Origin of the sequence: Bradyrhizobium sp. SZCCHNR1098 (assembly GCF_032489375.1) — a bacterium.
GTDB lineage: Bacteria > Pseudomonadota > Alphaproteobacteria > Rhizobiales > Xanthobacteraceae > Bradyrhizobium.
In genome coordinates this window covers 478813-504417 of record NZ_JAUEXY010000002.1, presented here as the reverse complement: position 1 = coordinate 504417, position 25605 = coordinate 478813, and the positions used below count along the sequence as shown (strand labels likewise).

Below are 25605 nucleotides of genomic sequence, written 5' to 3'. Positions count from 1 at the left end.
TGGTGGAGCTCAGATGCCAACTCGCCGCGGCCCGAGGCCGAAACGAACGTGGCCGGCAACCGCCACACGCTTCATCAAAATCATCCGGGCTCCCCGGCAAGCCGAGGAGCCCGTGATGGCTCTCACATCGTAATCAGGACGACCTAGCCGCCCTTGCCGTCGTCCTTCTTGGCGTCGGACGGCGTATCCTTGGTGTCGTTGCTGGCCGCAGCGGGTGCCGGATCATCAGTCAGGCCGTTCTGGATCTTGGCCTCGATCTTCGGCAGCTCCTCGGCCTCGGGCTTCAGGTCGCGGGCATGGGCCCACTGGAACTTGGCTTCCAGCTTGCGGCCGATGCGCCAATAGGCGTCGCCGAGATGGTCGTTGATGGTCGGATCCTCAGGCTTGAGGTCGATCGCGCGCTCGAGGTTCTTGACCGCCTCCTCGTAATTGCCGATGCGGTAATAGGCCCAGCCGAGCGAGTCGACGATGTAGCCATCGTCCGGCCGCTGCTCGACGGCACGCTTGATCATCTTCATGCCTTCGTCGAGATTGATGCCCTGGTCGATCCAGGAATAGCCGAGATAGTTCAGCACATGCGGCTGGTCAGGCTGCAGCTCGAGGGCCTTGCGCATGTCGGCCTCAGCCTTCGGCCACTGCTTGGAGCGCTCCAGGCAGATGCCGCGGTAGTAGTAATAGACGCTGTTGGCCTTTTCATTGTTCACCGGCAGCGAATCGACGCCGAGCGAATAGGTCTTGGCGCAGTCGGCGAACTTCTTGCGGCCGCGCTCGATGTTGCCGAGCGCCATGATCGCCTCGAGATCCTTCGGATCCTGCGCAATGACGTCCTTGAGGATCTTGATCGCCTCGTCGCTGCGGTCGGCGCTGTCGAGATCGGTGGCGAGCTGGATCTGCGCATTGCGCTTCAACGGCGAGCTCGCCGGCACCCGCTCATAGACCTTGATCGCCATCTGCGGCTTCTTCACGGTCTCGTAGAGATCGGCGAGCGACAGCAGCGCCAGCGGATGATTCGGCTGCAGATGCAGCGCGAGCTGCAGATAGACCAGCGCCAGATCCTCGCCGCCGCGGCGGCTCAAAGTGGCGCCGATGCCGTACAGCGCCTCGGCGGCGCCGGCCTGCGCCGAATCGACCAGCGACGGCAGCTTCTTGCCGGCCTTGGTCTCGCGCAGGCCCTCCTGCACCAGCGGATGGCGCGCGAGCTTCTTGTCGAAGGCTTCATAGATCGCGGACGCGGCGGCCGCATCCTTGTTGCGCGACAGCCAATGCGCATAGGCCTCGGTGATGCGCAGCATCGAATCGTCGAGCTTGTAGGCGCGCTCGAACCGCGTGCCGGCGTCCTTCTCCTTGCCGGCCAGCTCCAGGATCATGCCGGCATGGAGGTCCTTGAACAGCGGATACCATTCGGGACCAGTCAGCTTGTCGATATTGGCGACGGCGGTCTTCGAATCGCCCGCACCGGCCGCGGCCCACGCCGACAGCAAGGTGGCGACGAGATCGGTGATCGGCCCGCGCACCGACTGGTTGATGTTGGTCTGGGCGGCTGTGTATTTCTTCTGCTTGATGTCCTGCACGCCAACCACGAGGCGCGCGATGCGGTTCGCCTTGTCGATCGTGAGCACGCGCTCGGCCAGCTTCACAGCCTCGTCGATGTCGCCATCGGCGACCGAGGAGATGAAGGCGCGGTCGAGCAGCTCGTTGTTCTTCGGGTCGCTACGTAGCGCCGAGCGGTAGAACGCCGCCGCCGAGGCCGCGTCGCGCTCGACGCTGGCGTGGCGGGCCGCCAGATAGCTGCCCGAGGTGGTGAGCGACTTCAGATCGACGCTGGTCGGAAACTTCGCGGCGTTATCCGCAGGATGATCCGGCGTCTGGGCCAGGACGGCACCGGGGAGCAGCAAGGCAGAAACGGCAATTGCGGTCCAGCGATTGCGAATTGACAACATCACGGTGCGCTCTGGTTGTTGGAAATGACGGATCGGTACGGACAGGACCCCGATCGGCAGCTCTTCAAGGCGCCGACAATGCCGCGTTTGGCGGCCAACCGCAAGGATTTGCAGGATATTCGGGTCAGCCGGGAGCCCCTTTGGCGAAGGTGACCCGCGTCAAACCGCGCCAGTATGGCCGTATCGTGGCCGGCTGCCCTCCCCGGAGCAGCCGACTCACGCAATCGTGCGTCATGCGAGGCTACATCGCCTCGTAGTTCGGCCCACCGCCTCCTTCCGGAGGAACCCAGGTGATGTTGCCGTTGGGATCCTTGACGTCGCAGGTCTTGCAGTGGACGCAGTTCTGCGCGTTGATCACGAAGCGCGGGCTGGCGCCCTCCTCGACCCATTCGTAGACGCCCGCCGGGCAATAGCGGTTTGACGGTCCGGCATAGACGTCGTGCTCGGAGCTCTTCTGCAGCGCCATGTCGGCGACCTTCAGATGCACCGGCTGGTCTTCCTCGTGATTGGTGTTGGACAGGAACACCGAAGACAACCGGTCGAAGGTCAGCTTGCCGTCCGGCTTCATCGCCGGCTTCGGCTGATGCGCCTTGGCCGGATCGAGCGTGGCGCGATCGGGCTTGACGTGCGACCGGGTGCCGAACAACGAGAAACCGAGCGTGTTGCACCACATGTCGAAGCCGCCGAGCGCGACGCCGAGCACCGTGCCGAACTTCGACCATAGCGGCTTGACGTTGCGGACCTTGAACAGATCATCGCCGACTGGCGAGCCGCGCCAGGCGTTCTCGTAACTGACCAGCTCGTCATTGGCGCGGCCGGATGCGAGCGCGGCATTGACGTGCTCGGCCGCGAGCATCGCGCTGCCCATCGCGTTGTGCACGCCCTTGATGCGCGGCACGTTGACGAAGCCCGCCGCGCAGCCGATCAGCGCGCCGCCAGCGAACGACAGCCGCGGCACCGACTGATAGCCGCCTTCGGTGATGGCGCGTGCGCCGTAGGCGAGGCGCTTGCCGCCTTCGAACACGCCGCGGATCGACGGGTGCGTCTTGAAGCGCTGGAATTCCTCGAACGGCGACAGATAGGGATCGTCGTAGTTCAGGTGGACGACGAAACCGACTGCGACGAGATTGTCGTCGTAGTGATACAGGAACGAGCCGCCGCCGGTCTTCATGTCGAGCGGCCAGCCGAAGGAATGCTGGATCAGCCCCTTCTGGTGCTTGGCGGGATCGATCTGCCAGACCTCCTTGAGGCCGATGCCGAATTTCGCCGGCTCGCTCTTGGCGTCCAATGCGAATTTCGCGATCAGCTGCTTGGACAGGCTGCCGCGCGCGCCTTCCGCGAACAGCGTGTACTTGCCGAGCAGCTCCATGCCGCGCGTGAACGAGGATTTCGGCTTGCCGTCCTTGCCGATGCCCATGTCGCCGGTGGCGATGCCGCGCACCGCGCCCTGCTCGTCATAGAGCACCTCGGTGGCCGCGAAGCCCGGATAGATCTCGACGCCGAGCGCCTCGGCCTTGCGCGACAGCCAACGGCAGACATTGCCGAGCGAACCGATGTAGCAGTGATGGTTGTCCATCAGCGGCGGCATCGCGAAGCCCGGCAGCGAGATCGCGCTGCTCTCGGTCATCCAGAAGAACTTGTCGACCTTGACCTGGGTCTTCAGCGGGCAATCGTCGTCCGAGCGCCAGTCGGGGATGAGCTTGTCGAGCGCCGCCGGATCGATCACCGCACCGGACAGAATATGCGCGCCGACCTCGGAGCCCTTCTCGACCACGACGATGTTGAGGTCGGCATTGAGCTGCTTCAGCCGGATCGCGGCGGACAGGCCCGAGGGGCCGGCGCCGACGATGACGACGTCGAACTCCATGGATTCGCGCGGAGGTAATTCTTCGGTGCTCATCTCTCTCGATCTCAGGCCCGGCCGGTGCAGGGGACCCGACCTCTGCCGCCCCCCGGCGCGTGCAAAGGTCAAACCCGGAGCTGCAATGGCAACAATGACTTAACTAGGGTTCCTGAAGGCGTTGACCGTTCGCTGAAGACTGGTCCGGAGGGGGAGCGACGGCTGGCGCCGGAACACTAGGGCGTTCCGTCCCTTTTTGGGTTATTCCAAACTCTTGTTTCCGATTTTTCGGGGCAGGACAACCACCGAAATGCATTCCGCCATGCGCCGAGGCAGCGTACACTGCCGCGGCGATCGATCATGATGACTCCCGAGCCCCTCCCCGACGTCCGGCAACTGCTCGCCTTCTATCTGGAGGCCGGGGTCGATTGCGCCTTGGCCGACGAGCCGATCAACCGGCTGGTCGAGCCCGAGGCGGTTTCGTTCCCCGCCGCGGCCCCCGTCGCCCGTCAGGCGCCGGCGCAGCCCGGCCGGCCGGCCGCGCCGGCGATCATTCCGCCGCGCGGAGAACCGCCGCCTCCGCCGGAAGCGGCCGTCGCCTCGGCCCGCGAGGCGGCGCGGACGGCGCCGACGCTGGAGGCGCTGCGCGAGCTCCTGGAGACTTTCGACGGCTGCGCGCTGAAGCAGACGGCGTCGCGGCTGGTGTTCGCCGACGGCAATCCGCAGGCGCGCATCATGCTGGTCGGCGAGGCGCCCGGCCGCGACGAGGACATCGAGGGCCTGCCATTCGTCGGCCGCTCCGGCAAGCTGCTCGACCGCATGATCGGCGCGATCGGGCTCGACCGCAGCAAGGTCTACATCGCCAATGTCATTCCCTGGCGCCCGCCCGGCAACCGTACGCCAACGCCGCAGGAGACGCAGATCTGCCTGCCGTTCATTCGCCGCCAGATCGAGCTGGTCGATCCCGATGTGCTGGTGACGCTCGGCAATCCCTCGACCCAGTCGCTGCTCGGTACGACCGAGGGCATCATGCGCGTGCGCGGCAAATGGCGCGACTACGACACCGGCAAGCGGACGATCCGCGCGATCGCGACCTTCCATCCGGCCTATCTGTTGCGCTCGCCGTCCTACAAGCGGCTGTCCTGGCAGGATCTGCGCGCAATCGCGACGGTGATAGCGGTCTGAGGACCCAATTCGCTTCCGTCATTGCGAGCGCAGCGGCGCAGCGAAGCAATCCAGAGTCACGCGCGCAGCCCTGGATTGCTTCGTCGCTTTCGCTCCTCGCAATGACGGCTCGCATGGAAAGCGCTAAGGCCCCCTCGGCCGTACGATGGCCCAGCCGATGCGCAGCACCGGCTGGCGGCCGTTGATCAGCCAGTCGAAGCTGCGCGGCACCTCCGGCACCAGCCCGGGAAAGCGCTGGGCGATGTCAGGCGGTGGGGTGCCGACCGTGTCGGAGGCGCGCCACACCACGACCCCGCCGCTCTCCGCGAATTTCGCCGGCGTGACCCAGGGCGTCCGCTGCGGGGTGGCATCGAGGAACAGATGCGCGCGGCGGCGACCGAGCGCGACCAGGCTAGCGAGTTGCGGATCGCCGGCGACCGCCTGCAGCCGCTGGTTGGTACGGCGCTCAAAACTCTCGACGAAGAAGCGGGCGATGTCGCGGGCCGGCATCGACGTCGCGACCTCGCCCTCGCCGATCACGGGCTGAATCACGGCGCTGCCGGCAACGAAAACCGCGGGTGCAGCGACCGCAGCCGCCCACACCGTGCGCAACAGCCGCTGGCGGCGCAGATAGATCAGATCGCCGGACGCGACCACCAGCGCGAGACCGACCATCGTCAAGGTGACGGCGACGCCGCCGAACACCGTGGGCAGACCGAACAGGCCGGAGATCAGGCTGCCCGCCAGGGCCGGTGCGATCGCGAAGCAATAGACGAAGTCGCGGGCGAGCGGTGGGACCGAACGGCGGTAGATGATCGGGGCGTCGGTCTCGCTGCGGCTGATCCAGCTGGCGTCGAGCAGCACCAGCAGCACCATGGCCGAGATCGCCAGCAGCGCCCCGCCAGCCAAGGCGAGCCAATGCCAAGCGCGCACCGAGAGCTCGGCGAGAACGGGCAGCGCCGGCAGCCCGACGCTGTCGGCGCGCAGCACGAAGATGAGGTAGGGCAGCGCCAGCGCCAGCACCACCAGCAGCGCGAACAGCGGATCGAACGAGCGCAGCACCCGGCGGCCCTGCGCGGTGGAGACCACGAAGCCGGCGATCAGCAGCAGCAGGCCCGCCGCGGCCGAGGTGGTCAGCAGCAGCAGGCCGGCCTCGATCGACCAGGCAAACCAGGCGTTGCGCCGGCCTTCGCCGAGAATCCGCCAGCTATGGAGCAGCAGCAGCGCCCAGAGCGGACGCGCCAGCACCTCCGGACCGAATTCGAGCGTGGGTGCACCGAACGCGGTGATGGTCATCGTCAGCAGCACGGCGAGCACCGCCTGCTGGCCGCCGACGATCGCCCCCGCCAGGAGATACATCACCCACAGACCCAGGGCCGAGCACAGCACGGCCAGCACGTAGACGCCGAGCAGGTGATTGCCGGCGAGACGATAGGCGATGTCCGACAGCCAGAACGACAGTGGCGGGCCGAGATCGGTGCCGACCTGGTATTCACGTCCGAACGCGATGGTGGTGGCAAGCTGGCCGGGTGGACTGCGATAGAACAGCATGGCCACGCCGAGCCACATCAGGGCCTGGCACAGCACCACGATGACGACGACCAGCCGCGGCCTTGCGCGGATCAGTTCGACAACCAGTGACGTGAAACGCATGAACGGCTGGATCGCTTGGGACGTCGAGGAGGCCGGCAGGACCGTCGCTCATCCGCAGCAGCCTCGCTGTCCGACGCCCGCAATCGATACCGCACGATCGGGGCGCACAACACCGCCCCTGCTGCGAGGGGTGACACTTCGTGCTGGCTGGCTGACCAAAACTATTAAGACCGCGGCGCCCGCGAGGCAACCTGCATCAGACCTCGAGCGAGATTTCGGTGGATGTCACCACGGTCACCTCCGCGAAAAGATCCGGCTCCGGCACATCGGTCCACGGCTGATGCTTGCGCCGGGCGGCGACGACAGGCGCGAACAGGCTGCGATGATGCACCGAGGGGCCGAGCCGGTCCAATGCGGCGAGATGCTCCGGCACAGCATAGCCCTTGTGCTGCTCGAAGCCGTAACCCGGGCAATCCTGCGCCAGCGCGCACATAAGCCGGTCGCGCGTGACCTTGGCGACGATCGAGGCGGCCGCAATCGACATCACCAGACCATCGCCGCCAATCACCGCCTCGCAGCCGCAATCGACGTCGATGCGGTCGCGGCCGTCGACGAAGACGTGCTTCGGCGCCTCGGGCAGCGCCCTCACGGCGCGCGACAGCGCCCAGAGCGAGGCACGCAGGATGTTGTCGCGATCGATTCGCGCCGGCGATGCGACGGCCACCGCAAACGCCGACGTCTTGCAGATCTTGTCGAACAGCGCCTCGCGCTGCTCCGCGCTCAGGCGCTTGGAATCATCGAGACCCCTGGGGATGCGCGCAGGATCGAGAATCACGGCCGCAGCGACCACCGGACCTGCCAGCGGCCCCCGTCCCGCCTCGTCGCAGCCCGCGACCGGCCAGACGCCCTGCTTCAACAGCGCGCGCTCGCGCCGGAAGCTCGGCGGCGCCACCGCGATGACGCCCTTGCCGAGCTTGGCGCCCGACTTGCCGGCAGCACCCGGGGCAGCAGGCTTGGTCGCGGCCTTTGCAGGGGCGCTCTTCGCCACGGCGCAGCTCGCTGCTTTCGCCCTGCCCGGCTTCTTTGACTGATCGCGAATCATGGCCGCCATGGTGCGAAACGGCTGGCGGCGGCGCAACCCGAACGGGCCTCAATTCCCCGCTATTCGCCCCCTGCCGGCGACCGACTACGCCGGCAGATGCACTCGATCATCCTCGCCGACATCAATCCCCGGCGCGATCACCACTTCCCAGACATGACCGTCCGGATCGGAGAAATAGCCGCTATAACCGCCATAGTCGGTCCGTTGCGCCGGTTTCAGCAGCATTGCGCCTTTCTCCACCGCCGACGCGAGCGCCGCATCGACCTCAGCCTCCGAGCGGCAGTTCCATGCCAGCGTCACGCCTCGGAACGCCTGAGGACGCGGTGCGTCTGGCACGCCCGCGTCACCGGCGAGCGCGCCCCACGGGTACAGCGCCAGCACCGTCCCGCCGGTCTCGAAGAATGCCACGGCCTCGCCGGTCGCGCGGAATTTTCGGACGAAGCCGAGCAATGTATAGAAGGCGATGCTCCGCCGCATCTCGGACACACCGAGTGTGATGACGGTGAACCGCGGAACGCTCGCTTGTGCGCTCATCACCTACTCTCCACTTACTCTCCGCACGCTTCAGAACAGGCTGAGCTGCTGGCCGCCGCCCTTCGGCCGCACGAAATGATCGGTCGTCAGCTTGGTCCGACGCTTATTCAGCCCGAGCTTCTCGCAGGCGATCTCGAAGCGGCGACCGATCATCCAGGCCATCGGGCCTGTCCCCTTCATTCGCGTGCCCCATTGCGAGTCGTAATCGCGGCCGCCGCGCATATCGCGGATCAGGGTGAAGACGTGGCGGTAGCGGTCGGGATAATGCTCGAGCAGCCATTCCCGGAACAGGTCGCGCACCTCCAGCGGTAGCCGCAGCAGCACATAGGCCGCTTCCTTGACGCCGGCATGGGCGGCGGCATCGAGAATGCGCTCGATCTCGCTGTCGTTGAGCGCCGGGATCACCGGCGCCACCATCACCGTGGTCGGAATGCCGGCCTTGGACAGCGCCTGCAGCGCCTCCAGCCGCTTCGACGGCGTCGAGGCCCGCGGCTCCATCGTGCGCGCCAGCTTCGGATCCAGCGTGGTCACGGAGATCGCGACCTTCGCCAGGTTCTTCTTGGCCATCCGCGCCAGGATGTCGGCATCACGCATCACCAGCGCCGACTTCGTGACGATCCCGACGGGATGGCCAACCTTTTCCAGCACCTCGAGGATGCCGCGCATGATCTTCCGCTCGCGCTCGATCGGCTGATAGGGATCGGTGTTGGTGCCGATCGCGATCATCCGCGGATCGTAGCCGCTGGCCGCGAGCTCCTTCTCCAGAAGCGCGGGCGCATCCGGCTTCACGAACAGCTTGGATTCGAAGTCGAGACCAGGCGACAGCCCGAGAAACGCATGGGTCGGCCGCGCGAAGCAGTAGACACAGCCGTGCTCGCAGCCCCGATACGGATTGATCGAGCGATCGAAACCGATGTCCGGCGAGTCGTTGCGGGTGATGACCTTGCGCGAGGTGTCGGTCGCGACCGTCGTCTTGAACGGCGGCAGCTCCTCGAGGCTCTGCCAGCCATCATCGAAGACAACACGGGCCTCCGCCTCGTAGCGACCGCTCGCGTTGGATTGGGCACCCCGGCCGCGGCGCCGGCCCCGTTCGATGGCGACCGCGAGTTCGGGAAAGTCCTTCCCAGGACCTGACGAAGGCGCGCCCGCCGGCTCGGAGGGCACCGGGACCGGCGGGCGCTTGAGGGCATGTGAAGATGCTCGGCTCATGGCCAAGACATAGCACGCAAACAGAACATTACAAGAACAAAATAGAACAAAAGCGCAGGCATGCTCTGCGCGGGCGCAAGGCCAGCCATCACATTCCCGTTCTATCCTGCAGGTGCGCTGGAACAGGACGGTGCGGCGTTACTCTCATACAGTATCCCGCAGGCGCGAAGCGGAAGGCAAGCGAGGTCCCATGCAGATCACTTCTCCCCAACAGACCACCCCGGCCGGCGATCTTGACCTGCTCGATCGCTACTGGCGGGCGGCGAATTATCTCTCGGTGGGGCAGATCTATCTGCTGGACAATCCGCTGCTGCACGAGCCGCTGAAACCGGAGCACATCAAGCCGCGCCTGCTCGGCCACTGGGGGACGACGCCCGGCCTGAACTTCATCTATGCCCATCTCAACCGCGCCATCGAGGCGCAGGATCTCAGCGTCATCTACATCTGCGGCCCCGGCCATGGCGGTCCGGGCATGGTCGCCAACACCTATCTCGAAGGCACCTACAGCGAGATCTATCCGGAGATCACGCGCGATGCCGATGGCCTGCGCAAGCTGTTCCGGCAGTTCTCCTTCCCCGGCGGCATCCCGAGCCATGCCGCGCCTGAGACGCCGGGCTCGATCCATGAAGGTGGTGAACTCGGCTACGCGCTGGTCCACGCCTATGGTGCGGCGTTCGACAATCCCGATTTGATCGTGGCTTGCGTGGTCGGCGACGGCGAGGCCGAGACCGGCCCGCTCGCCGCGTCCTGGCATTCGAACAAGTTCCTGAACCCGGTCCATGACGGGGCGGTGCTGCCGATCCTGCATCTCAACGGCTACAAGATCGCCAATCCCACCGTGCTCGGCCGCATGGGCGATGCCGAGATCAAATGCCTGTTTGAAGGTTACGGATACGAGCCGCTGTTCGTCGAAGGCGCGGAGCCGAAGGCGATGCATCGGCAGATGGCGGACGCGCTCGATGTTGCGCTCGCGAGCATCCGCTCCATCCAGCAGAATGCGCGTCAGCCGGATGCAACGATCCAACGGCCGCGCTGGCCGATGATCGTGTTGCGCAGCCCGAAGGGCTGGACCGGGCCGAAGGAGGTCGACGGCCTCAAGGTCGAAGGCTTCTGGCGCGCCCATCAGGTGCCGATTGCCAACCCCCGCAGCAAGCCGGAGCATCTCGCGCTGCTCGAAGCCTGGCTGAAGAGCTACGAGCCGGAGACGCTGTTCGACGCCCATGGCCGCCTCAGGCCGGAATTGCAGGCGCTGGCGCCCAAAGGGCAGCGACGCCTGGGCGCCAATCCGCATGCCAATGGCGGTCTGCTCAAGCGCGAGCTCAAGCTGCCGGACTATCAAGCTTTCGCGATCGAGGTGTCCTCACCGGGCCAGACCATCGCTGAAGCGACGCGCGAGCTCGGCAAGTTCCTGCGCGACGTGATCACGCTGAATGCGAAGACCCGAAACTTCCGCATCATGGGTCCCGACGAAACGGCGTCGAACCGGCTCGATGCGGTGTTCGAGGTCACCGAGCGCGTGTGGATGGAGGGCATCGAGCCCTATGACGTCCATCTGGCGCATGACGGCCGCGTCATGGAGGTGCTGAGCGAGCATCTCTGCCAGGGCTGGCTCGAAGGCTATCTGCTCACCGGCCGCCATGGCCTGTTCTCCTGCTACGAGGCCTTCATCCACATCATCGATTCGATGTTCAACCAGCATGCCAAATGGCTGAAGGTGTCACGCGAGCTGCCGTGGCGGCGCCCGATCGCGTCGCTGAACTATCTCTTGACCTCGCATGTCTGGCGGCAGGACCATAACGGCTTCAGCCATCAGGATCCCGGCTTCGTCGACCTCGTCGCCAACAAGAAGGCGGATATCGTCCGCATCTACTTCCCACCGGACGCCAACACGCTGTTGTGGATCGCCGACCATTGCCTGCGCACCTACGACCGCATCAACGTCATCGTCGCCGGCAAGCAGCCCGCGCCGCAATGGCTGTCGATGCAGGACGCCGCCACGCATTGCGACGCCGGCATCGGCATCTGGTCTTGGGCCGGCACCGAGCCCGCCGACGAAGAGCCCGACGTGGTGATGGCCTGCGCCGGAGACGTCCCGACCCTGGAGACGCTCGCAGCCGTCGACCTCCTGCGCAAGGAATTGCCCAACCTGAAGATCCGCGTCGTCAACGTCGTCGATCTCATGACCCTGCAGCCGAAGCAGGACCATCCGCATGGCCTCAGCGACCGCGACTTCGACAGCCTGTTCACCGTCAACAAGCCAGTGATCTTCGCCTATCACGGCTATCCGTATCTGATCCATCGCCTCACCTACAGCCGCACCAACCATGCCGGCATGCATGTGCGCGGCTTCATCGAGGAAGGCACCACGACGACGCCGTTCGACATGGTCGTGCTCAACGAGCTCGACCGTTTCCACCTCGCCATCGAGGCGATCGAGCGCGTGCCCGGCCTCAGCGTGCCCGCAGCCCATGTGAAACAGAAATTCCGCGATGCGCTGATCGAGCATACCCGCTACATCCGGGCGCATGGCGAGGACATGCCGACGATCCGCGACTGGGTCTGGCCGAACAGCGCCGGCGGCACCACGCCGACACAGGCGGGCGACTGAACCAGCCAAGCGCGAGCTCCAGCAACGCAGCACCTTGAAATAGCAATCGTTCGGCGTTGCCCGAACGTGCGCGACCCGCTACGTGCTGCAAAATTCCGCAGCGCAGCGGGCTGATTTGGCTATGACAAGATGATAACAGTCATGCTGGAGGCGCGACAGATAACGATGCCAGGTTCATGCTGAGCGTGATCATCCCGACCGAAGGTGTCGAGCAGACCGCCGTGGCCACCCTGTCCGCGCTGGTGCCAGGCGCCGCGGCCGGTGTCGTCACCGAGGTGCTGCTGGTCGATCGCTCGCCCGATTCCAGCGTGATCGAGCGTGTCGCGGACGTCGCCGGCTGCCACTTCATGAAGTTCGAGGGCTCCCAGGCCGCAGCGCTCGCGGCAGGGGCCGCGAACGCGCGGGCGCCCTGGCTGATGTTTCTGCCCGCTGGCGCGATGCTCGATCCCGGCTGGATCGACGAAACCAGGCAGTTCGTCCAGAGCGTCGCCGCCGCCGGCCAGCCCCGCGCCGGCGTTTTCCGTTACGCCAGGTCTCCTTACGCTGCGATCAGTCTGCACGAGCGGATGCGATCGGTCGCTCGGGCCCTGGTCGGACCGCTCGGCGACCAGGGCCTGCTGATCGCCCGCGATCATTACCGGCAGGTCGGCGGCTACCAGCCCGATCGAAAGCGTGCCGAGACGCGCCTGTTGCGTCAGCTCGGCCGCTCCTCGCGGACCATGCTGCGCAGCCGGATTGTCATGGTCTAGCATCGGGACGATACTTGCCAAAGTCAATCAATTGATTGACAATGGCAAGTATTGGAGGTGCCACATGATTCCTGCCCCATCCGACGGCCAGGTCGCCGCCGTTCGCGCGTTCAACCGCTTCTACACGAGGAAGCTCGGCGCGCTGGACCAGCATCTGCTCGACAGTCCGTTCTCGCTGGCCGAAGCGCGTGTGCTCTATGAGCTGGCGCAGTACGACGCCATCTCGGCCAAGGAGATCGGTCTCTCGCTCGGCCTCGATGCCGGCTATCTCAGCCGCATCGTCCAGAGCTTCGACGAGCAGGGCCTGATCACCCGTACGCCATTGCCGACCGATCGCAGGCAGCAGCAGCTCGGGCTCACCGCCAAGGGACGACAGGCCTATGCCAGGCTCGACCGCAGTTCGCAGAAGGAGATCGCGGCCATGCTGGCGCCGCTGGCGCCATCCGTGCGCGACCGGCTGGTCGGTGCAATGACGACGATCGAGACCGCCCTGGAGCCGCAGCAGCCGGGCCGCTCCCCGGTGCTGCTGCGCAGCCATCGCCCCGGCGACATCGGCTGGGTGGTTTCACGGCACGGCGCCGTCTACGCTGAGGAATATGGCTGGGACGTCTCGTTCGAGGCGTTGGTCGCCGAGATCGGCGCGCAGTTCATCAGGAGCTACGACCCGGCGCGCGAGCACTGCTGGATCGCCGAGCTTGCGGGTGAGCCGGTCGGCTCGATCTTCCTGGTCAAGGGCAGCGACGAGGCCGCCAAGCTGCGGCTGCTGCTGGTCGAGAAGAAGGCCCGCGGTCTCGGCGTCGGCCGGGCCCTGACCGAACAATGCATCCGCTTCGCCCGCGAGAAGAACTACAGGACGATCGAGCTGTGGACGCAAAGCATTCTCACCGCCGCGCGCGACATCTATGCCCGCGCCGGGTTTCGCAAGATCGCTGAGGAGCCGCACGCCATGTTCGGCGTCCCGCTGACGGGCGAGACATGGCGGCTCGAGCTGTAGCCCGCGCCGCCCGGGTTGCAGCAACCGCCGGTAGGCCGAGATCCCCCCCACAACACGTTGCGCATGCCGATTGCGAAGTTCCCGCGCGTCGGTAGTATCCCGCCAAACGGGGCGAGTATCAGCAGTGATGGAATCGATGGTGCGATCGAAGCTTGCAGCGCTTGCCGCGCTGGCAGGCTTGTTGGGGGTCGCGGCTGGGACGGCGGCTCACGCCGCGCCCAAAGGACGCGCAACGGTCGCGATTACGCGCACGGCCGATTTCCTCTATTTGGCGGCGCCCGCGGCGATCGAGATCAACGGCGCCAAGGTGGCGAGCCTTGGCCGCGGCGAGAGCTACAGCGGCCCGATTGCGCCGGGCGCCACGACGATCACCGTATCGACATGGTCCTCGCCGGGCTCGTCGAACATTCGTTTCACCGCCGTGCCCGGCAAGACCTATCGAATGGTCGTGGGACCGCGCGGACAGAATTTCGCCGCCAGCATGATGGGCGGCCTCATTGGCGCGGCAATCGAAGGCGGCGGCGCTTTCGAGATCGTACCAACGAAGTGAGACGTGCGATGGACGCGCGGCGCGTCGTCGTGCCGTGGTCCTACGCCGTCGCGCCCTGCGCCTTGGGCCGGCGCAGATGCTCGTCGAGCCGCGGCATGATCTCGACGAAGTTGCAGGGCCGCGTGCGGTAGTCGAGCTGGGCGGCGAGGATGCCGTCCCAGCCGTCGCGGCAGGCGCCCGGTGATCCCGGCAGGCAGAAGATGTAGGTCGCGCCGGCGACGCCGGCCGTGGCCCGGCTCTGGATCGTCGACGTCCCGATCTTGGCGTGGCTCAGCATGTGGAAAGCGATCGAGAAGCCGTCCATGCGCTTCTCGAACAGCGGCTCGATCGCTTCCGGCGTGACGTCGCGGCCGGTGAAGCCGGTGCCGCCGGTGGTGATGACGACGTCGACGCCGGGATCGGCGATCCACGACTTCACCACCGCGCGGATCTTCTCGACGTCGTCGGTGACGATCTCGCGCGCCGCGAGCCTATGGCCGGCAGCGGTCAGGCGGTCACTCAGGGTGGTGCCGGACTTGTCGTCGGCAAGCGAACGCGTGTCGGACACCGTCAGCACGGCGATGTTGAGGGGAATGAAGCTCTTGCTCTCGTCGATCGCCATCATCGCGTCTCCCTACAGCGAACTGGCGCTGAACGTATTGCAGGCCTGCACCGTGCCCTGCTGGTAGCCGATCATGAACCAGCGCTTGCGCTGCGCGGCGGAGCCATGGGTGAACGAATCCGGCACCACGCGTCCGGTCGCCTTCCGCTGCAAAGTGTCGTCGCCGATCGCCGAGGCCGTCGTCAACGCGGCGTCGATGTCGCCCTCCTCGAGGAAGCCCGGGCGCTTCTTGGCCTCGCGATTGACCCAGACCCCGGACAGGCAGTCGGCCTGCAGCTCGACTTTGACCTGCAGCGCGTTGGCTTCGGCCTTGTTGTCCGACTGCTGCTGCATCCGCGTCACGCGCGGCAGGATGCCGAGCAGGTTCTGGATGTGGTGCCCGGCCTCGTGCGCAATGATGTAGGCCGCGGTGAACTTGCAGGCGCTGCCCGAGCAGCCCCGGAAGCGCGTCTCGACCTCGCGGAAGAAGTTGGTGTCGAGGAAGATCTGCCGGTCCGGCGGACAGTAGAACGGTCCCATCGCAGACTGCGCCATGCCGCAGCGGCCGCCGTTGGTGCTGTTGCGAAACAGCACGATCTTGGGCCCGGTATAATTCTGGCCGCTGGCCTGGAAGATCTCGCTCCAGCGGTCGTCGATCTCGCCGAGCACGCCGGAGATCATGTCGCCCATCTCGTCCTTGGGTGCGCCCGTCCGGCCCGGCGAGCGCCGGTCCGCCTGCTGGGTCGGCGCGCCGCCATGGCTCAGCATCTCGGCGCCGCCGATCAGGATGCGCGGATCGATGCCGAAGGCATAGCCGATCAGGCCGAGCACGATGATGGTGCCGATGCCCAGCCCGCCACCGCCGATCGGCAGACCCATTCCACCGCCCATCCCGCCGCCTTCGTCGCGACGGTCGTCGATGTCGTCGCTGCGACGGAAATCATCGTAACGCATGGGCGGCCTTTCCTCACGATTCTTGCGCGGCTCTGCACGAAATGCCTAACGCGGCAGACAGGTAAAATTTCCACTGTGTTAATCAATAACCCGGCCGGCAAATTTTGCCTAGCGCAGCCAAAAAAAACCGGCCCGCGCCGAACCTCGATCGGCTGCGCTCGCGCGCGACCGGCGCGAAAAACCCATCGCAATCGGCGTCTTGCGCAGAGACCATCGTGCATCGACGAACGGAATTCGTCGCTGGTGCGCGTGATGAAAGCGTGCGCATCGATGCGAATAATTTTCCGGGTTAAGTCCATTTTTACTTTGCCGGGTCAATGTGTGGGCAGTCGGTTGTTAGGTCCCGCGTCGCCGACAGCGTCGCCTGAGTCAGAGTTCTTGAGTCATGGTAGAGTCGCGTCGCGGGGCGTCTGCAAGGGCGCCCCGCACTAAATTTCAGACCCTCGAAGAGCAACGAATCATCGTCGGCGACTGCGTCGCCGAGATGTCGAAACTGCCAGGCGCATCGGTCGACCTGGTGTTTGCAGATCCTCCCTACAATCTGCAGCTCAAGGGCGAGCTCAAGCGTCCCGACGAATCGCAGGTCGATGCGGTCGACGACGATTGGGACAAGTTCTCCTCGTTCTCCGCCTATGACGACTTCACGCGCGCCTGGCTGCTCGCCGCGCGCCGCCTGATGAAGCCGAGCGCAACGATCTGGGTGATCGGCTCCTATCACAACATCTTCCGCGTCGGCGCGATCATGCAGGATCTCGGCTTCTGGATCCTCAACGACATCGTCTGGCGCAAGTCCAACCCGATGCCGAACTTCCGCGGCCGCCGCTTCACCAACGCGCACGAGACCATGATCTGGGCCGCGCGGGACGAGAAGGCGAAGGGCTACACGTTCAACTACGAAGTGCTGAAGGCCGCCAACGAGGACGTCCAGGCGCGCTCGGACTGGCTGATTCCGCTGTGCACGGGCGAGGAACGGCTGAAGGACGGCGATGGCAAGAAAATCCATCCGACGCAGAAGCCGGAAGGCCTGCTGGCGCGGGTGCTGCTGTCATCCTCGAAACCCGGCGATCTGGTGATCGATCCGTTCAACGGCACCGGCACGACCGGAGCCGTGGCAAAACGCCTCGGCCGCCGCTACATCGGCTTCGAGCGCGACAAGGTCTATGCGAAGGCGGCAGAGCGGCGCATCGCCGCGGTCGAGCCGCTGCCGGAGGCAACGCTGGCACCGTTCATGACGGCGCGCGAAGCGCCGCGCGTCGCCTTCTCGGAGCTGATCGAGCGCGGCATGATCGCGCCCGGCACCAAGCTCGTCGACTCCAAGCGCCGCCACGGCGCGCTGGTGCGCGCCGATGGGGCCATCATGCTGGGTGACAAGGTCGGTTCGATCCACCGCATCGGCGCGGTGGCGCAAGGTCTGCCGGCCTGTAACGGCTGGACCTTCTGGCACGTCGAGACCAAGGGCGGCCTCAGGCTGATCGACGAGTTGCGCGCCGAGATCCGCTCCGAGATGTCCGCCGCCTGACGCTCACGAATTCCGGCGCTCCTGTCCGGAATAGCGCGCCAGCAGGTCTTCGACCTCGTACTGCTCGTCGTAGCGAACGTCGTCGCGCGGCACGACCGAGACCTGCGCGGTGGACTGCGACGATTTACCCCTGCGTCCCGCCAGGGCCGGATAGTAGCTGTCCACCGGCGGCAGGTGCATGCGATCGAGCTCGGGCTCCGCCGGCCAACGCGTGACGCGCCGGGCGGCCACCGGCTCGATGCGAAGCTGCCGCCTGCCCCGGGCGCGCGCAAACAGCACGCTAATCGAGAAGCCCGCAATCGCGACTGCGCCGAGGAACGCAAACATCCGCGTCCTGGACGCATCATCCCCGGACATGCCGATCGTCACGGCCGGCGAGGCATCCGCAGCGGCCAGCGCCGGCGTCGCGGGAGCAGCCGCTTCCGCGGCGCTCGTGTCACTGGCGGCCGCGAGCGTGTAGGAGGACGCGCGGGGCGCGGCGGGCTCCACCGCTGCCGGCCGCGTGCCGGACTGGTCGGGCCAACGCGTCGCAACAGCAGATTCGTTCACGGCCGCACCGACCGGGTCGGGCGCCGCCGGCGCTGACGCGACGGGCGCTGGCGCGGCCGGAAATGCGGCAACCGACGGAAACGCAGACGTCGCCGGCACAGACGGCGCGGCGGTCGGTGTCGAGGACACGACCTTCACCTCATCGGCGGCGTCCTTGGACGACGATTGGATCTCGGCACGTGCATTGGCCGCGGTCGACGAGAGCTGAGCACGTTCCTTCTGCGAGGCGAGCTTGCGCGTGACGAGCGACGCGCCCTTCGCCTCGCGATCGTCGTCGCGCAGATACCAGCACTGCTTCTTCGTCGCGCGATCGATGCGATAGAACCAGTGCTTCCCCGCCGGCGTTCCCGCAGGCTTTGCAAGGCATTCGTCAGCAGCCGATGCCGGTGTAAACTCGATTGTCGCCGCAGCCACTCCCGCCAGCACGGCGACAGCAACGCGCGGCAACAAACTCGTCGTTCGATTCGTCATCACACCTCCGACGATTCAACGCGCCCCCGCTGCGCCGTTTCGGCGATGACTTCGTTCGGAATAAGGCTGCGGAGGTTCCATTTGTCGAAACAATGTTAGAACAGCGGTGTCCTTTGGATGCGTTCCAATATTTTTGGGCTGTTTTGTCGCAGCAACAGTGGGAATTCGCGTTGATACGACGACGACACGCGTGCTGTGCCATTCGAGACAACACGCGGATGTGAGAAAACCCAAGACTGAAATCCTGAATGCCAATCACCGCAAGGCGTAGTCCAGAGATTGATGCGCGTGCGCCTCACTTGATCTAAGTCAATGACTCTCGACGGTCCCACGCGTGTACGACGGCGTCGGACAAACTCGCCGCTTCATCGACGTACGCTCGCCATGGCCGTCGCGAACATGACGCGCACATCGACCACACGCCGCGCCCCGCTCACTTCATCATCTTCGTCAACGCCTTCTCGACCAGCTCGCGCGTGTACGGCTTCTGAATGATCGGCGCGTCGGACAGCTCGGGCGGAATCGGCGCGCGCTCGCCATAGCCGGTGGCGAACATGAAGGGCACGCCGAGCTCCTTCAGCCGGTGCCCGACCGGCAGGCTGCTCTCCGCGCCGAGGTTGATGTCGAGCAGCGCGAAGCCCGGCACCGCGCGCTCGATCGCCTTCAGCGCCTGACCGACCGACGCCGCCGTGTCGACTTGCCGCGCACCGAGCTCGAGCAGAATCACCTCGGCGCCCATCGCGATGATCAAATTGTCCTCGACGATCAGCGCGGCGCCTGAGAGACGCGGCGTCGGCTCCTGCTTCCGCTCGGGACGTGGGACCGCGCCGGTCGGCGCCGGAACCAGCTGGACGAAATTGGCGGGAATCATGAAGCGGGCCTGAACGCCGAGCAGATCAAAGCGAATCTCGGCGTCGCCCTTGAGATCGAATGGCACCGACCGCTCGATGATGGTGGTGCCGAAGCCGCGGCGCGTCGGCGGCTGCACCGGAGGTCCGCCGCTCTCCTTCCAGTCGATGACGAGGCTTGCGCCGGGATCCAGTCGCCACGCCACCTGAACCTGCCCGGTGGAGTCGGCCAGCGCGCCGTATTTCGCCGAGTTCGTCATCATCTCATGCACGACGAGCGCGAGCGTCCCGAACGCCTTGGGGTCGAGCGCGACGTCCGGCCCTTCCATCCGCACCCGCGCAGCCCGCGAGCCGAGATAGGCGCCCGCCTCCGACTCCAAGAGCGCGCGCAGCGCGACCGGCGCCCAGTTGAGATTGGTGATCTGGTCGTGGGCACGTGCCAGAGCCTGGATGCGGCCGCCGAGCACCGCGGCGAAGTCCTCGACCGAGGTCGAGGTCTCCTTGCTCTGCGCGACCAGGCCGCGCACGAGACTAAGGATGTTGCGAACGCGGTGATTGAGCTCGGCGATCATGAGTTCCTGCCGCTCCTGGGCGCCGCGGCGCTCGCGTGCGGCGAGCTCCGACAGTTGCAGGATCACCTCCAGCAGGGTGATGCGCAGGCTCTCGGCGATGCGCAGGTCCGCCGCTGACCATGGCTTCGACTGGCCGGCCACCGTCTGCTGCCACAGCTCGAAGCTCTTGCGTGGCGTGAGGCGCGGCCCGAGCGGGCCTTCGGCGTAGGTCTTGTTGGGATCGCCCGCCCAGTTGACCGAGCGCAGCACTTCGCGCCGGAAGAAGATCAGACAGTCGCGCGGCGTGCGCGAGATCGGAATGGCGAGGAAGCCGGCGGCGCGATCGCGGAATGCCTCGCCCGCCGCGTACACCTTGGCAATCTCGGCGCTGGCGCAGATGCGGCCGGGGGAGGTCCGGTTGATGAAGCCGATGAGGTCCAGCACGTGCTCTTCGGTCGGCGTCTCGCCGTCGAGCGTGATCTCGTCGTCGGACCACACGGCGATGCCGTCGCACTCGATCATCTGCCGGTAGTCGGCGACGAAGTCGAGGATCGCTCGCTTGCTGTGGGCGTGCAGAGCCGCACGCTCGATCAGACGCTCCTGGATCTGATGCGCGCGCGTCTCATAGGCGACGTCGGTCTCCCGCTCGCGGGCCTCGAGCAGCCAGGAGTACATCTGGCCGAACAGCTCGGCCGCGGTGCGCTTCTCGAACGACAGGTGATGCGGCGCATAGTGATGGCAGGCGAACAGGCCCCACAGCTTGCCTTCGCGCAGGATCGAGACCGACATCGACGCGCCGACGCCCATGTTGCGGAGATATTCGATATGGACCGGCGAGACCGCGCGCAGCACGCTCATCGACAGGTCGAGCAGGCCGGCATTGTGCGTCGGCGTCGACAGCAGCGGCGCCGGCACGGCGTCGATGTCGGCGATGATCCGCAGCCAGTTGCGCTGGTAGAGCTGCCGCGCCTGCCTGGGAATGTCCGAGGCCGGATAATGCAGCCCGAGGAACGGCTCCAGGCCGGAGCCCGCGGCCTCGGCGATCACCTCGCCCGAGCCGTCCGGATGAAAGCGATACACCATCACCCGATCGAAGCCGGTCAGCAGCCTGAGCTGGCGTGCCGCCTCCTGCGCGAGGTCCATCATCCCCGTCGTCTTGCGGATGCGGCCGAGCATCAGCCGCACCAGCTCGCCGGAATTGACGCCGGGCTCGATCAGGCTCGGCTCGGCCTCGACGACGAGATACGCACCGGAAAAGTGGATGGCGAGGTCGAACAGCCGGCCCCGGCCCTGAAGATCGACGCCGAACACACGCTCGACCGCGTCCGGACCGCTGAGATAGTCGACCCGGGCACGGATCGCCGTCACGGCGGCTTCCGAGAGCACGGCGTCGAGCGGCCGCTGCAGCAGCCAACCGATGTCGCCGCCGAGAAAGTCCGGCGCGTTCTCCGAAGCCATGCAGATGGTGAAGTCCGACACCAGCGCCAGCAGGAAGCCAAACGGCTGGACGCTCCCGGGAACATGGATCGGCTCGCGATCGCAATTGGTGAGGTTGACCGGCTCGTTCATGCTGCTGCCATTGCCTTCGCAAACATCGCGAACGCTGCGCGCGCACTCACGATCATCCTGACTTCCTCGTCGGCTGTCGTCCGCTCCTGTGCGAGTTGTGACAGGAAGCTGCGCCACAAGCCCTGCCGCGCGCCATGGCCGAGATAGCGCGTCGCGCGTCTCACCCGCGGATCGGCGGAGGCCGCGACCATGCGCACCAGATAGGCCGCGCCGAGCCGCGATCCTTCCAGCACGTAGAGCGTGCCGAATACGCCCGCACGGTCGAGCGAGGGGGCGGGAAGGTCCATCGGAACCGGCACGGCACCGAAATCCGCGAGATCGCCGGCGATCGCCTGCGATCGTCGGCGCTGCGGCCAGTCCTCGATCAGATCATCCACCCCGGCCTGATCGAGCGCCGCCTCCAACGGCAGCAGCGCGGCCGCGCTGGCCTGCAGGAACCGGCGGTAATGAGCCGTCGTGGTGAGATCGAAATGAACGAGCCCCTCATCCAGCGCGCGGTGCGCCGAGGCCGTTGCCGCCTTCAGTCTTTCGCGGATGCTCTCGGTGCCGGTCGCGCGCAAACGGTCATCTGAAACGGCAGCCGGCAACATCAAGGGGTCCCAGAAAAGGAGATCGGTCGCAGGCGCGCCACGGCCTCCTGCAACGTCGATGGCCGGAGCTGGGTTCCGGCTTCGCGCTGCTATTTTTTCCGCTCTCCCGATGCGCCGTGCTGGCGGGCGGCTGTTCCGACGCCATGGCCTCGAGGATGGCCGTCAGCCCGCCAGCTCGGCCAGCGCCTTCTTGACGGCCGGCCGCCCGGACATGCGGCCAAAATGGGCGGCGACCTTCGGGAAGGCGTTGATGTCGACGCCGTCGCCTTCGAGCCATTGGGCGATCGTGAACAGATAGGGATCGCAGATCGTGTACTGCTCGCCCATCACCCACGGGCCGCGCAGCATCTTCTGCTCGATCAGCGCGAAGCAGGCGCTCATCGTCTCCGGCACCTTCTTCTTCATGTCGGCGAAGGAGGACTCTTCGGTGGCCCAGCGATAGCCCCTCATCTTGTGCGCATGGGCGATGTGGACCGTCGAGCACAGATAGCTGTTGAACGACTGCACCTCGGCAAAGGCGAAGACGTCGTCGAGCGGCGCAAGCCGAGCCTCCGGAAAGCGCTGCGCGACATAGGCGAGCATCGCAGGCGTCTCGGTCAGGACGCCCTGCTCCGTCACCAGCGCCGGAACGCGCCCCTTGGGATTGATCGCGAGATAGTCCGGGCTGTTCTGCTGGTTGGTCTTGAAGCTGAGCTTCTCGGCGACGTAGTCGGCGCCGGTCTCGGCCAGCGCGATATGTGAAGCGAGCGCGCAGGTGCCCGGCGCGACATAGAGCTTGAGCATGGTGATCCCTGACAGATGATATCCGACCCTATCTGCACCGGTCCGGACCGTCCACCCCTGGACGCCCGCGTGCGCCGTCATGGGCGATCTGCATTCTGCGGGCCGCGTGCTCGACCCGCGCGGATCCGGACACGACCCATGCCGATCGATGACGACGCGACGACAGACATCCCGATGAAGGACATCCCGATGAAGGACATGACCTCACCCTCTCGCGGCGCGCAGCGCCCGAGGTGTTGCCGAGAGGGACCCTCGCAACGAGGAGGGCGCAGGGAATGCCGGGTGCTGGCCGCAACCCATGGCCCGCCTGCAGAAAGATAAGCAGGCGGCAGTCACCACAGGTCCAGCCGGTCATCCGGCATTCCCTGCGCGATGGGCTTTACGTCTTATACGTGATCTCCCTGGTGCGCCGGGCTTTCTGGCCACCATCCCCGCGCGAAGCGAAGCCTCAACGCGAGTTGACATCAGCATCGGGATGCCAGGACCACACGATTTCAACGTCCGCGAAAGGCCCCGCACGCGCGCCACGACGGCAAGCCGCCGCAGCCCTGCACGAGGCCGGTCGACGTCGCTCGTCCTGACGACGCCGTCGCAGCCACCGCATCCCGCCCCGCGTGTCGTGACGACGCGTACGCCCCTCCTGCCGGGACGGAACGGGGCGGATATAGCCATTGATTTGGGGTCGGAGTCAAGACAAATTCCGAAAAACGGAAGACGCGTCCTGGAACGGAACGGAGCGACGGATCGGAATGACGTGCAATGTCGGCGCATGCTGCGCCGTCGATGCGATCAGCGCCGACCGGTATGCAGCCGTCTCGTCGGGGCAGCGCGCCACGACAAGTTTTCATGCAGCGTCACCGTAATACTCAACGAAATACTGGAATCCGCCACCCGGCGCGCTACTGCCACCGACAAAGCGTGGGGCGTGACTTCGCTTTAGTTTCGCGGCATGCTGTCGATTAGCTCGCGGGATGGGTGGAGCAACGCGAAACCCATCAATTGGTCTACGAGACAACAATGGTATCGCTTCGCTCCAACCAGTCCACGCGCTGGCGGGTTTGTCCTATCTGGTGACGCAGCGGAAGTCTTTAAGCCTGACCTCATACGCTCGCGGAAGGCGTCACCATATTCATGTTCATCCTCCGACGGATTGCCTCGCGGCCGATCGCCGGTATGACGATGAACTCACACCGGGTGCTTCCGCTCGAGTTTCCCAACAATGCGCTCGCCAAGTCTACGCGCAATCGATGGTACGAGCCGCAAGCCGAGGACGGCCAGCCGGGCGCGGCCACCCGGAACGATGAAATACCGGTCGCGCCGGATTCCCCGCAATGTGTCCGCAACCACGATTTCCAAGGGAGTTCTCGGGATGGTCAGCGTATGTCGCCGGTTCTCCGGTGTCCGATAGGAATCAAGCTCCGCCACCATAGGCGTCTCGAACTCCGCTGGGCAGACGAGGTGAACCTTGATACCTTGGCGCAGCAGTTCGTAGTGCAGGCATTCGGTGAAGCCGACCAAGGCGTGTTTCGCAGATCCATAGGCGGTGAAACCGAAGATTCCGGTCAGACCAGCGATCGATGCTATGTTGATCAACCGCCCGCCAGCGGCGCGTAGATGGGGTAAAGCAGCCCTGGTGACATTTACCGGACCAAAGAAATTGGTTTGCATCACGGCCTGGAAGTCATTGTCGGTGAGGGTCTCGAACCGCCCCTCGCGCATCACACCTGCATTGTTGAACAGCATGTCGATCCCTCCACGGCGCCGAGCAACCTCCTCGATAGCCTGAGACGCTGCAATCGGATCGCCAACATCGACGGACTGAACCTCGATATCGGCGCCGGCGTGTCGCCGACGAAGTTCATGAACCGCGAGATCCAGATTATCGGTTCGCCGCGAGAGGAGCGTCAGCCGAGCACCTTGGGGGGTAAGCGCGTTCGCTATCGCAAAGCCTAGGCCCGTCGCCCCCCCGGTGATGACAATGCTACGTGAATGGAACATAGGAGAGTCCTAAGCCAGAATCCACTTCGGGAAGCCGGGAGAAAGGACGAGCCCCAGCTTCGCCCAATCGCGCGGTCGAGTGCTGCCCACTGACCGCCGTTGCCTCAGAAACACCTATTTTCATTTTGTCGACCTTGCTGAGCTTCCTAGGTGCAGTTGCTGAGCAGGACTTCGTACAAACTCCGCCAGCGGTTGAAGCCTCCGGTGATACCCCCGCAGGGCGACGGCGCGTTCGCCGCAAGGCATGGCTGCATCGTTTTCGTGCAGTCACATCGGAGCTTTTCCGATTGCTATTTGAGCGGCAGCAGACCACATGCCGGGCTGCGGTCAATCAAGCGCAGTGGCGATGCGGTCGGCGAGGGCGAGCAGGGTTTCTGGTTTACCCATCGGCGCCTGCCCGTGGCCCTTCATCGGAACGTCCGCCCAGCGAGGTATGATATGGAAATGCAGGTGGAAGACGGTCTGACCGCTGGCCGCGCCGTTCAACTGAACGATCAGGAAACCCTCGGGTGCCAGCGCCTTGACCACTGCCCGGGCGGTGCGTCGGGTGGCTGCGACCAGCCGAACGAGCACGTCCGGCTCCACGTCCAGCAGGGTGCGGGAGGTCGAGGTCTTCGAGATCACCAGTACGTGCCCTTCGGACTGGGGAAAGGCGTCCATGAACGCGAGGACGTGATCGTCCTCCCAGACCTTGGCGGCGGGGACTTCGCCGCGAAGGATTCGGCCAAAGATGTTGTCGGGGTCGTAGGGGGCGGCGAGGGTCATCTGGTGCTCCGGAGTATGGGCGAGGCTAGAAACCGCGGTGCGGTGGGGCGTTTTGGGTGACGGCGCAGTGCTTCCCTAGTTTTGGCGGCCCGGGCTCCATCGGCCGAGGACGTGCGGTCCCCGGCACCGCGGCTCAATCGCTGAG

General features: G+C 65.7%; 20 protein-coding genes. 6 read left to right on the top strand and 14 right to left on the bottom strand.

Annotated features, from left to right (window positions below; all coding sequences use genetic code 11):
* Positions 1 to 143: 143 nt before the first annotated feature.
* Together QX135_RS06545 and QX135_RS06540 are read right to left on the bottom strand one after the other, a co-directional pair.
* Positions 144 to 1940, bottom strand: coding sequence for a tetratricopeptide repeat protein (locus QX135_RS06545; RefSeq protein ID WP_316176825.1), 1797 nt, complete (start codon positions 1938 to 1940; stop codon positions 144 to 146).
* Between the two features lie 241 nt (positions 1941 to 2181).
* On the bottom strand, positions 2182 to 3840 hold the full coding sequence (locus QX135_RS06540) for an electron transfer flavoprotein-ubiquinone oxidoreductase (RefSeq protein WP_316176826.1): 1659 nt from the start codon (positions 3838 to 3840) through the stop codon (positions 2182 to 2184).
* A 303-nt stretch (positions 3841 to 4143) separates the two neighbouring features.
* Here QX135_RS06540 and QX135_RS06535 point away from each other — a divergent pair, with 303 nt between their 5' ends.
* Positions 4144 to 4965, top strand: a complete 822-nt coding sequence (locus tag QX135_RS06535) for a uracil-DNA glycosylase (RefSeq protein WP_315740181.1) — start codon at positions 4144 to 4146, stop codon at positions 4963 to 4965.
* 123 nt (positions 4966 to 5088) lie between these two features.
* On the opposite strand, the gene QX135_RS06530 is transcribed toward QX135_RS06535, so the two are convergent.
* The 4 genes from QX135_RS06530 to QX135_RS06515 all read right to left on the bottom strand — a co-directional run bounded on the left by QX135_RS06530 (position 5089) and on the right by QX135_RS06515 (position 9382).
* Positions 5089 to 6597: a glycosyltransferase family 39 protein gene (locus QX135_RS06530; RefSeq protein WP_315782144.1), complete on the bottom strand. Its 1509-nt coding sequence runs from the start codon at positions 6595 to 6597 to the stop codon at positions 5089 to 5091.
* A gap of 196 nt (positions 6598 to 6793) precedes the next feature.
* Positions 6794 to 7648, bottom strand: a complete 855-nt coding sequence (locus tag QX135_RS06525; protein WP_315773969.1) for a ribonuclease HII — start codon at positions 7646 to 7648, stop codon at positions 6794 to 6796.
* 75 nt (positions 7649 to 7723) lie between these two features.
* Complete coding sequence (locus QX135_RS06520; RefSeq protein WP_316176827.1) at positions 7724 to 8173, bottom strand: VOC family protein; 450 nt, start codon at positions 8171 to 8173, stop codon at positions 7724 to 7726.
* 30 nt (positions 8174 to 8203) lie between these two features.
* Entirely contained in the window at positions 8204 to 9382 is a 1179-nt protein-coding gene (locus QX135_RS06515) for a PA0069 family radical SAM protein (protein ID WP_315773972.1), read from the bottom strand.
* Positions 9383 to 9572: 190 nt separating this feature from the next.
* Between QX135_RS06515 and QX135_RS06510 the strand changes: the two genes are divergently transcribed.
* From QX135_RS06510 to QX135_RS06495, 4 genes are all read left to right on the top strand, one after another.
* Positions 9573 to 11990, top strand: coding sequence for a phosphoketolase family protein (locus QX135_RS06510; RefSeq protein ID WP_316176828.1), 2418 nt, complete (start codon positions 9573 to 9575; stop codon positions 11988 to 11990).
* Between the two features lie 176 nt (positions 11991 to 12166).
* Positions 12167 to 12739, top strand: a complete 573-nt coding sequence (locus QX135_RS06505; RefSeq protein WP_316176829.1) for a glycosyl transferase — start codon at positions 12167 to 12169, stop codon at positions 12737 to 12739.
* Positions 12740 to 12803: 64 nt separating this feature from the next.
* Complete coding sequence (locus QX135_RS06500) at positions 12804 to 13733, top strand: helix-turn-helix domain-containing GNAT family N-acetyltransferase (protein ID WP_316176830.1); 930 nt, start codon at positions 12804 to 12806, stop codon at positions 13731 to 13733.
* Between the two features lie 136 nt (positions 13734 to 13869).
* A complete protein-coding gene (locus QX135_RS06495; protein ID WP_315757052.1) occupies positions 13870 to 14283 on the top strand; it encodes a hypothetical protein in 414 nt (137 codons plus the stop codon).
* A gap of 40 nt (positions 14284 to 14323) precedes the next feature.
* On the opposite strand, the gene moaB is transcribed toward QX135_RS06495, so the two are convergent.
* Together moaB and QX135_RS06485 are read right to left on the bottom strand one after the other, a co-directional pair.
* On the bottom strand, positions 14324 to 14887 hold the full coding sequence (gene moaB / locus QX135_RS06490) for a molybdenum cofactor biosynthesis protein B (RefSeq protein WP_315739947.1): 564 nt from the start codon (positions 14885 to 14887) through the stop codon (positions 14324 to 14326).
* Positions 14888 to 14896: 9 nt separating this feature from the next.
* Complete coding sequence (locus QX135_RS06485) at positions 14897 to 15817, bottom strand: neutral zinc metallopeptidase (protein WP_315739946.1); 921 nt, start codon at positions 15815 to 15817, stop codon at positions 14897 to 14899.
* Between the two features lie 385 nt (positions 15818 to 16202).
* Between QX135_RS06485 and QX135_RS06480 the strand changes: the two genes are divergently transcribed.
* Positions 16203 to 17336, top strand: coding sequence for a site-specific DNA-methyltransferase (locus QX135_RS06480; protein WP_315717257.1), 1134 nt, complete (start codon positions 16203 to 16205; stop codon positions 17334 to 17336).
* A 3-nt stretch (positions 17337 to 17339) separates the two neighbouring features.
* On the opposite strand, the gene QX135_RS06475 is transcribed toward QX135_RS06480, so the two are convergent.
* From QX135_RS06475 to QX135_RS06450, 6 genes are all read right to left on the bottom strand, one after another.
* On the bottom strand, positions 17340 to 18356 hold the full coding sequence (locus QX135_RS06475; RefSeq protein ID WP_315782134.1) for a hypothetical protein: 1017 nt from the start codon (positions 18354 to 18356) through the stop codon (positions 17340 to 17342).
* Between the two features lie 433 nt (positions 18357 to 18789).
* A complete protein-coding gene (locus tag QX135_RS06470) occupies positions 18790 to 21324 on the bottom strand; it encodes an HWE histidine kinase domain-containing protein (RefSeq protein ID WP_316176831.1) in 2535 nt (844 codons plus the stop codon).
* Positions 21321 to 21914: a biliverdin-producing heme oxygenase gene (locus tag QX135_RS06465; RefSeq protein WP_316176832.1), complete on the bottom strand. Its 594-nt coding sequence runs from the start codon at positions 21912 to 21914 to the stop codon at positions 21321 to 21323. The genes QX135_RS06470 and QX135_RS06465 overlap by 4 nt, the downstream gene beginning before the upstream one ends.
* A 162-nt stretch (positions 21915 to 22076) precedes the next feature.
* Entirely contained in the window at positions 22077 to 22697 is a 621-nt protein-coding gene (locus QX135_RS06460; RefSeq protein WP_316176833.1) for a glutathione S-transferase family protein, read from the bottom strand.
* A 1185-nt stretch (positions 22698 to 23882) separates the two neighbouring features.
* The gene (locus QX135_RS06455) at positions 23883 to 24695 is read right to left on the bottom strand and encodes an SDR family oxidoreductase (protein ID WP_316176834.1); all 813 of its coding nucleotides are present in this window, start codon (positions 24693 to 24695) and stop codon (positions 23883 to 23885) included.
* A gap of 327 nt (positions 24696 to 25022) precedes the next feature.
* Positions 25023 to 25460, bottom strand: coding sequence for an HIT family protein (locus QX135_RS06450; RefSeq protein ID WP_315738323.1), 438 nt, complete (start codon positions 25458 to 25460; stop codon positions 25023 to 25025).
* Positions 25461 to 25605 lie beyond the last annotated feature (145 nt).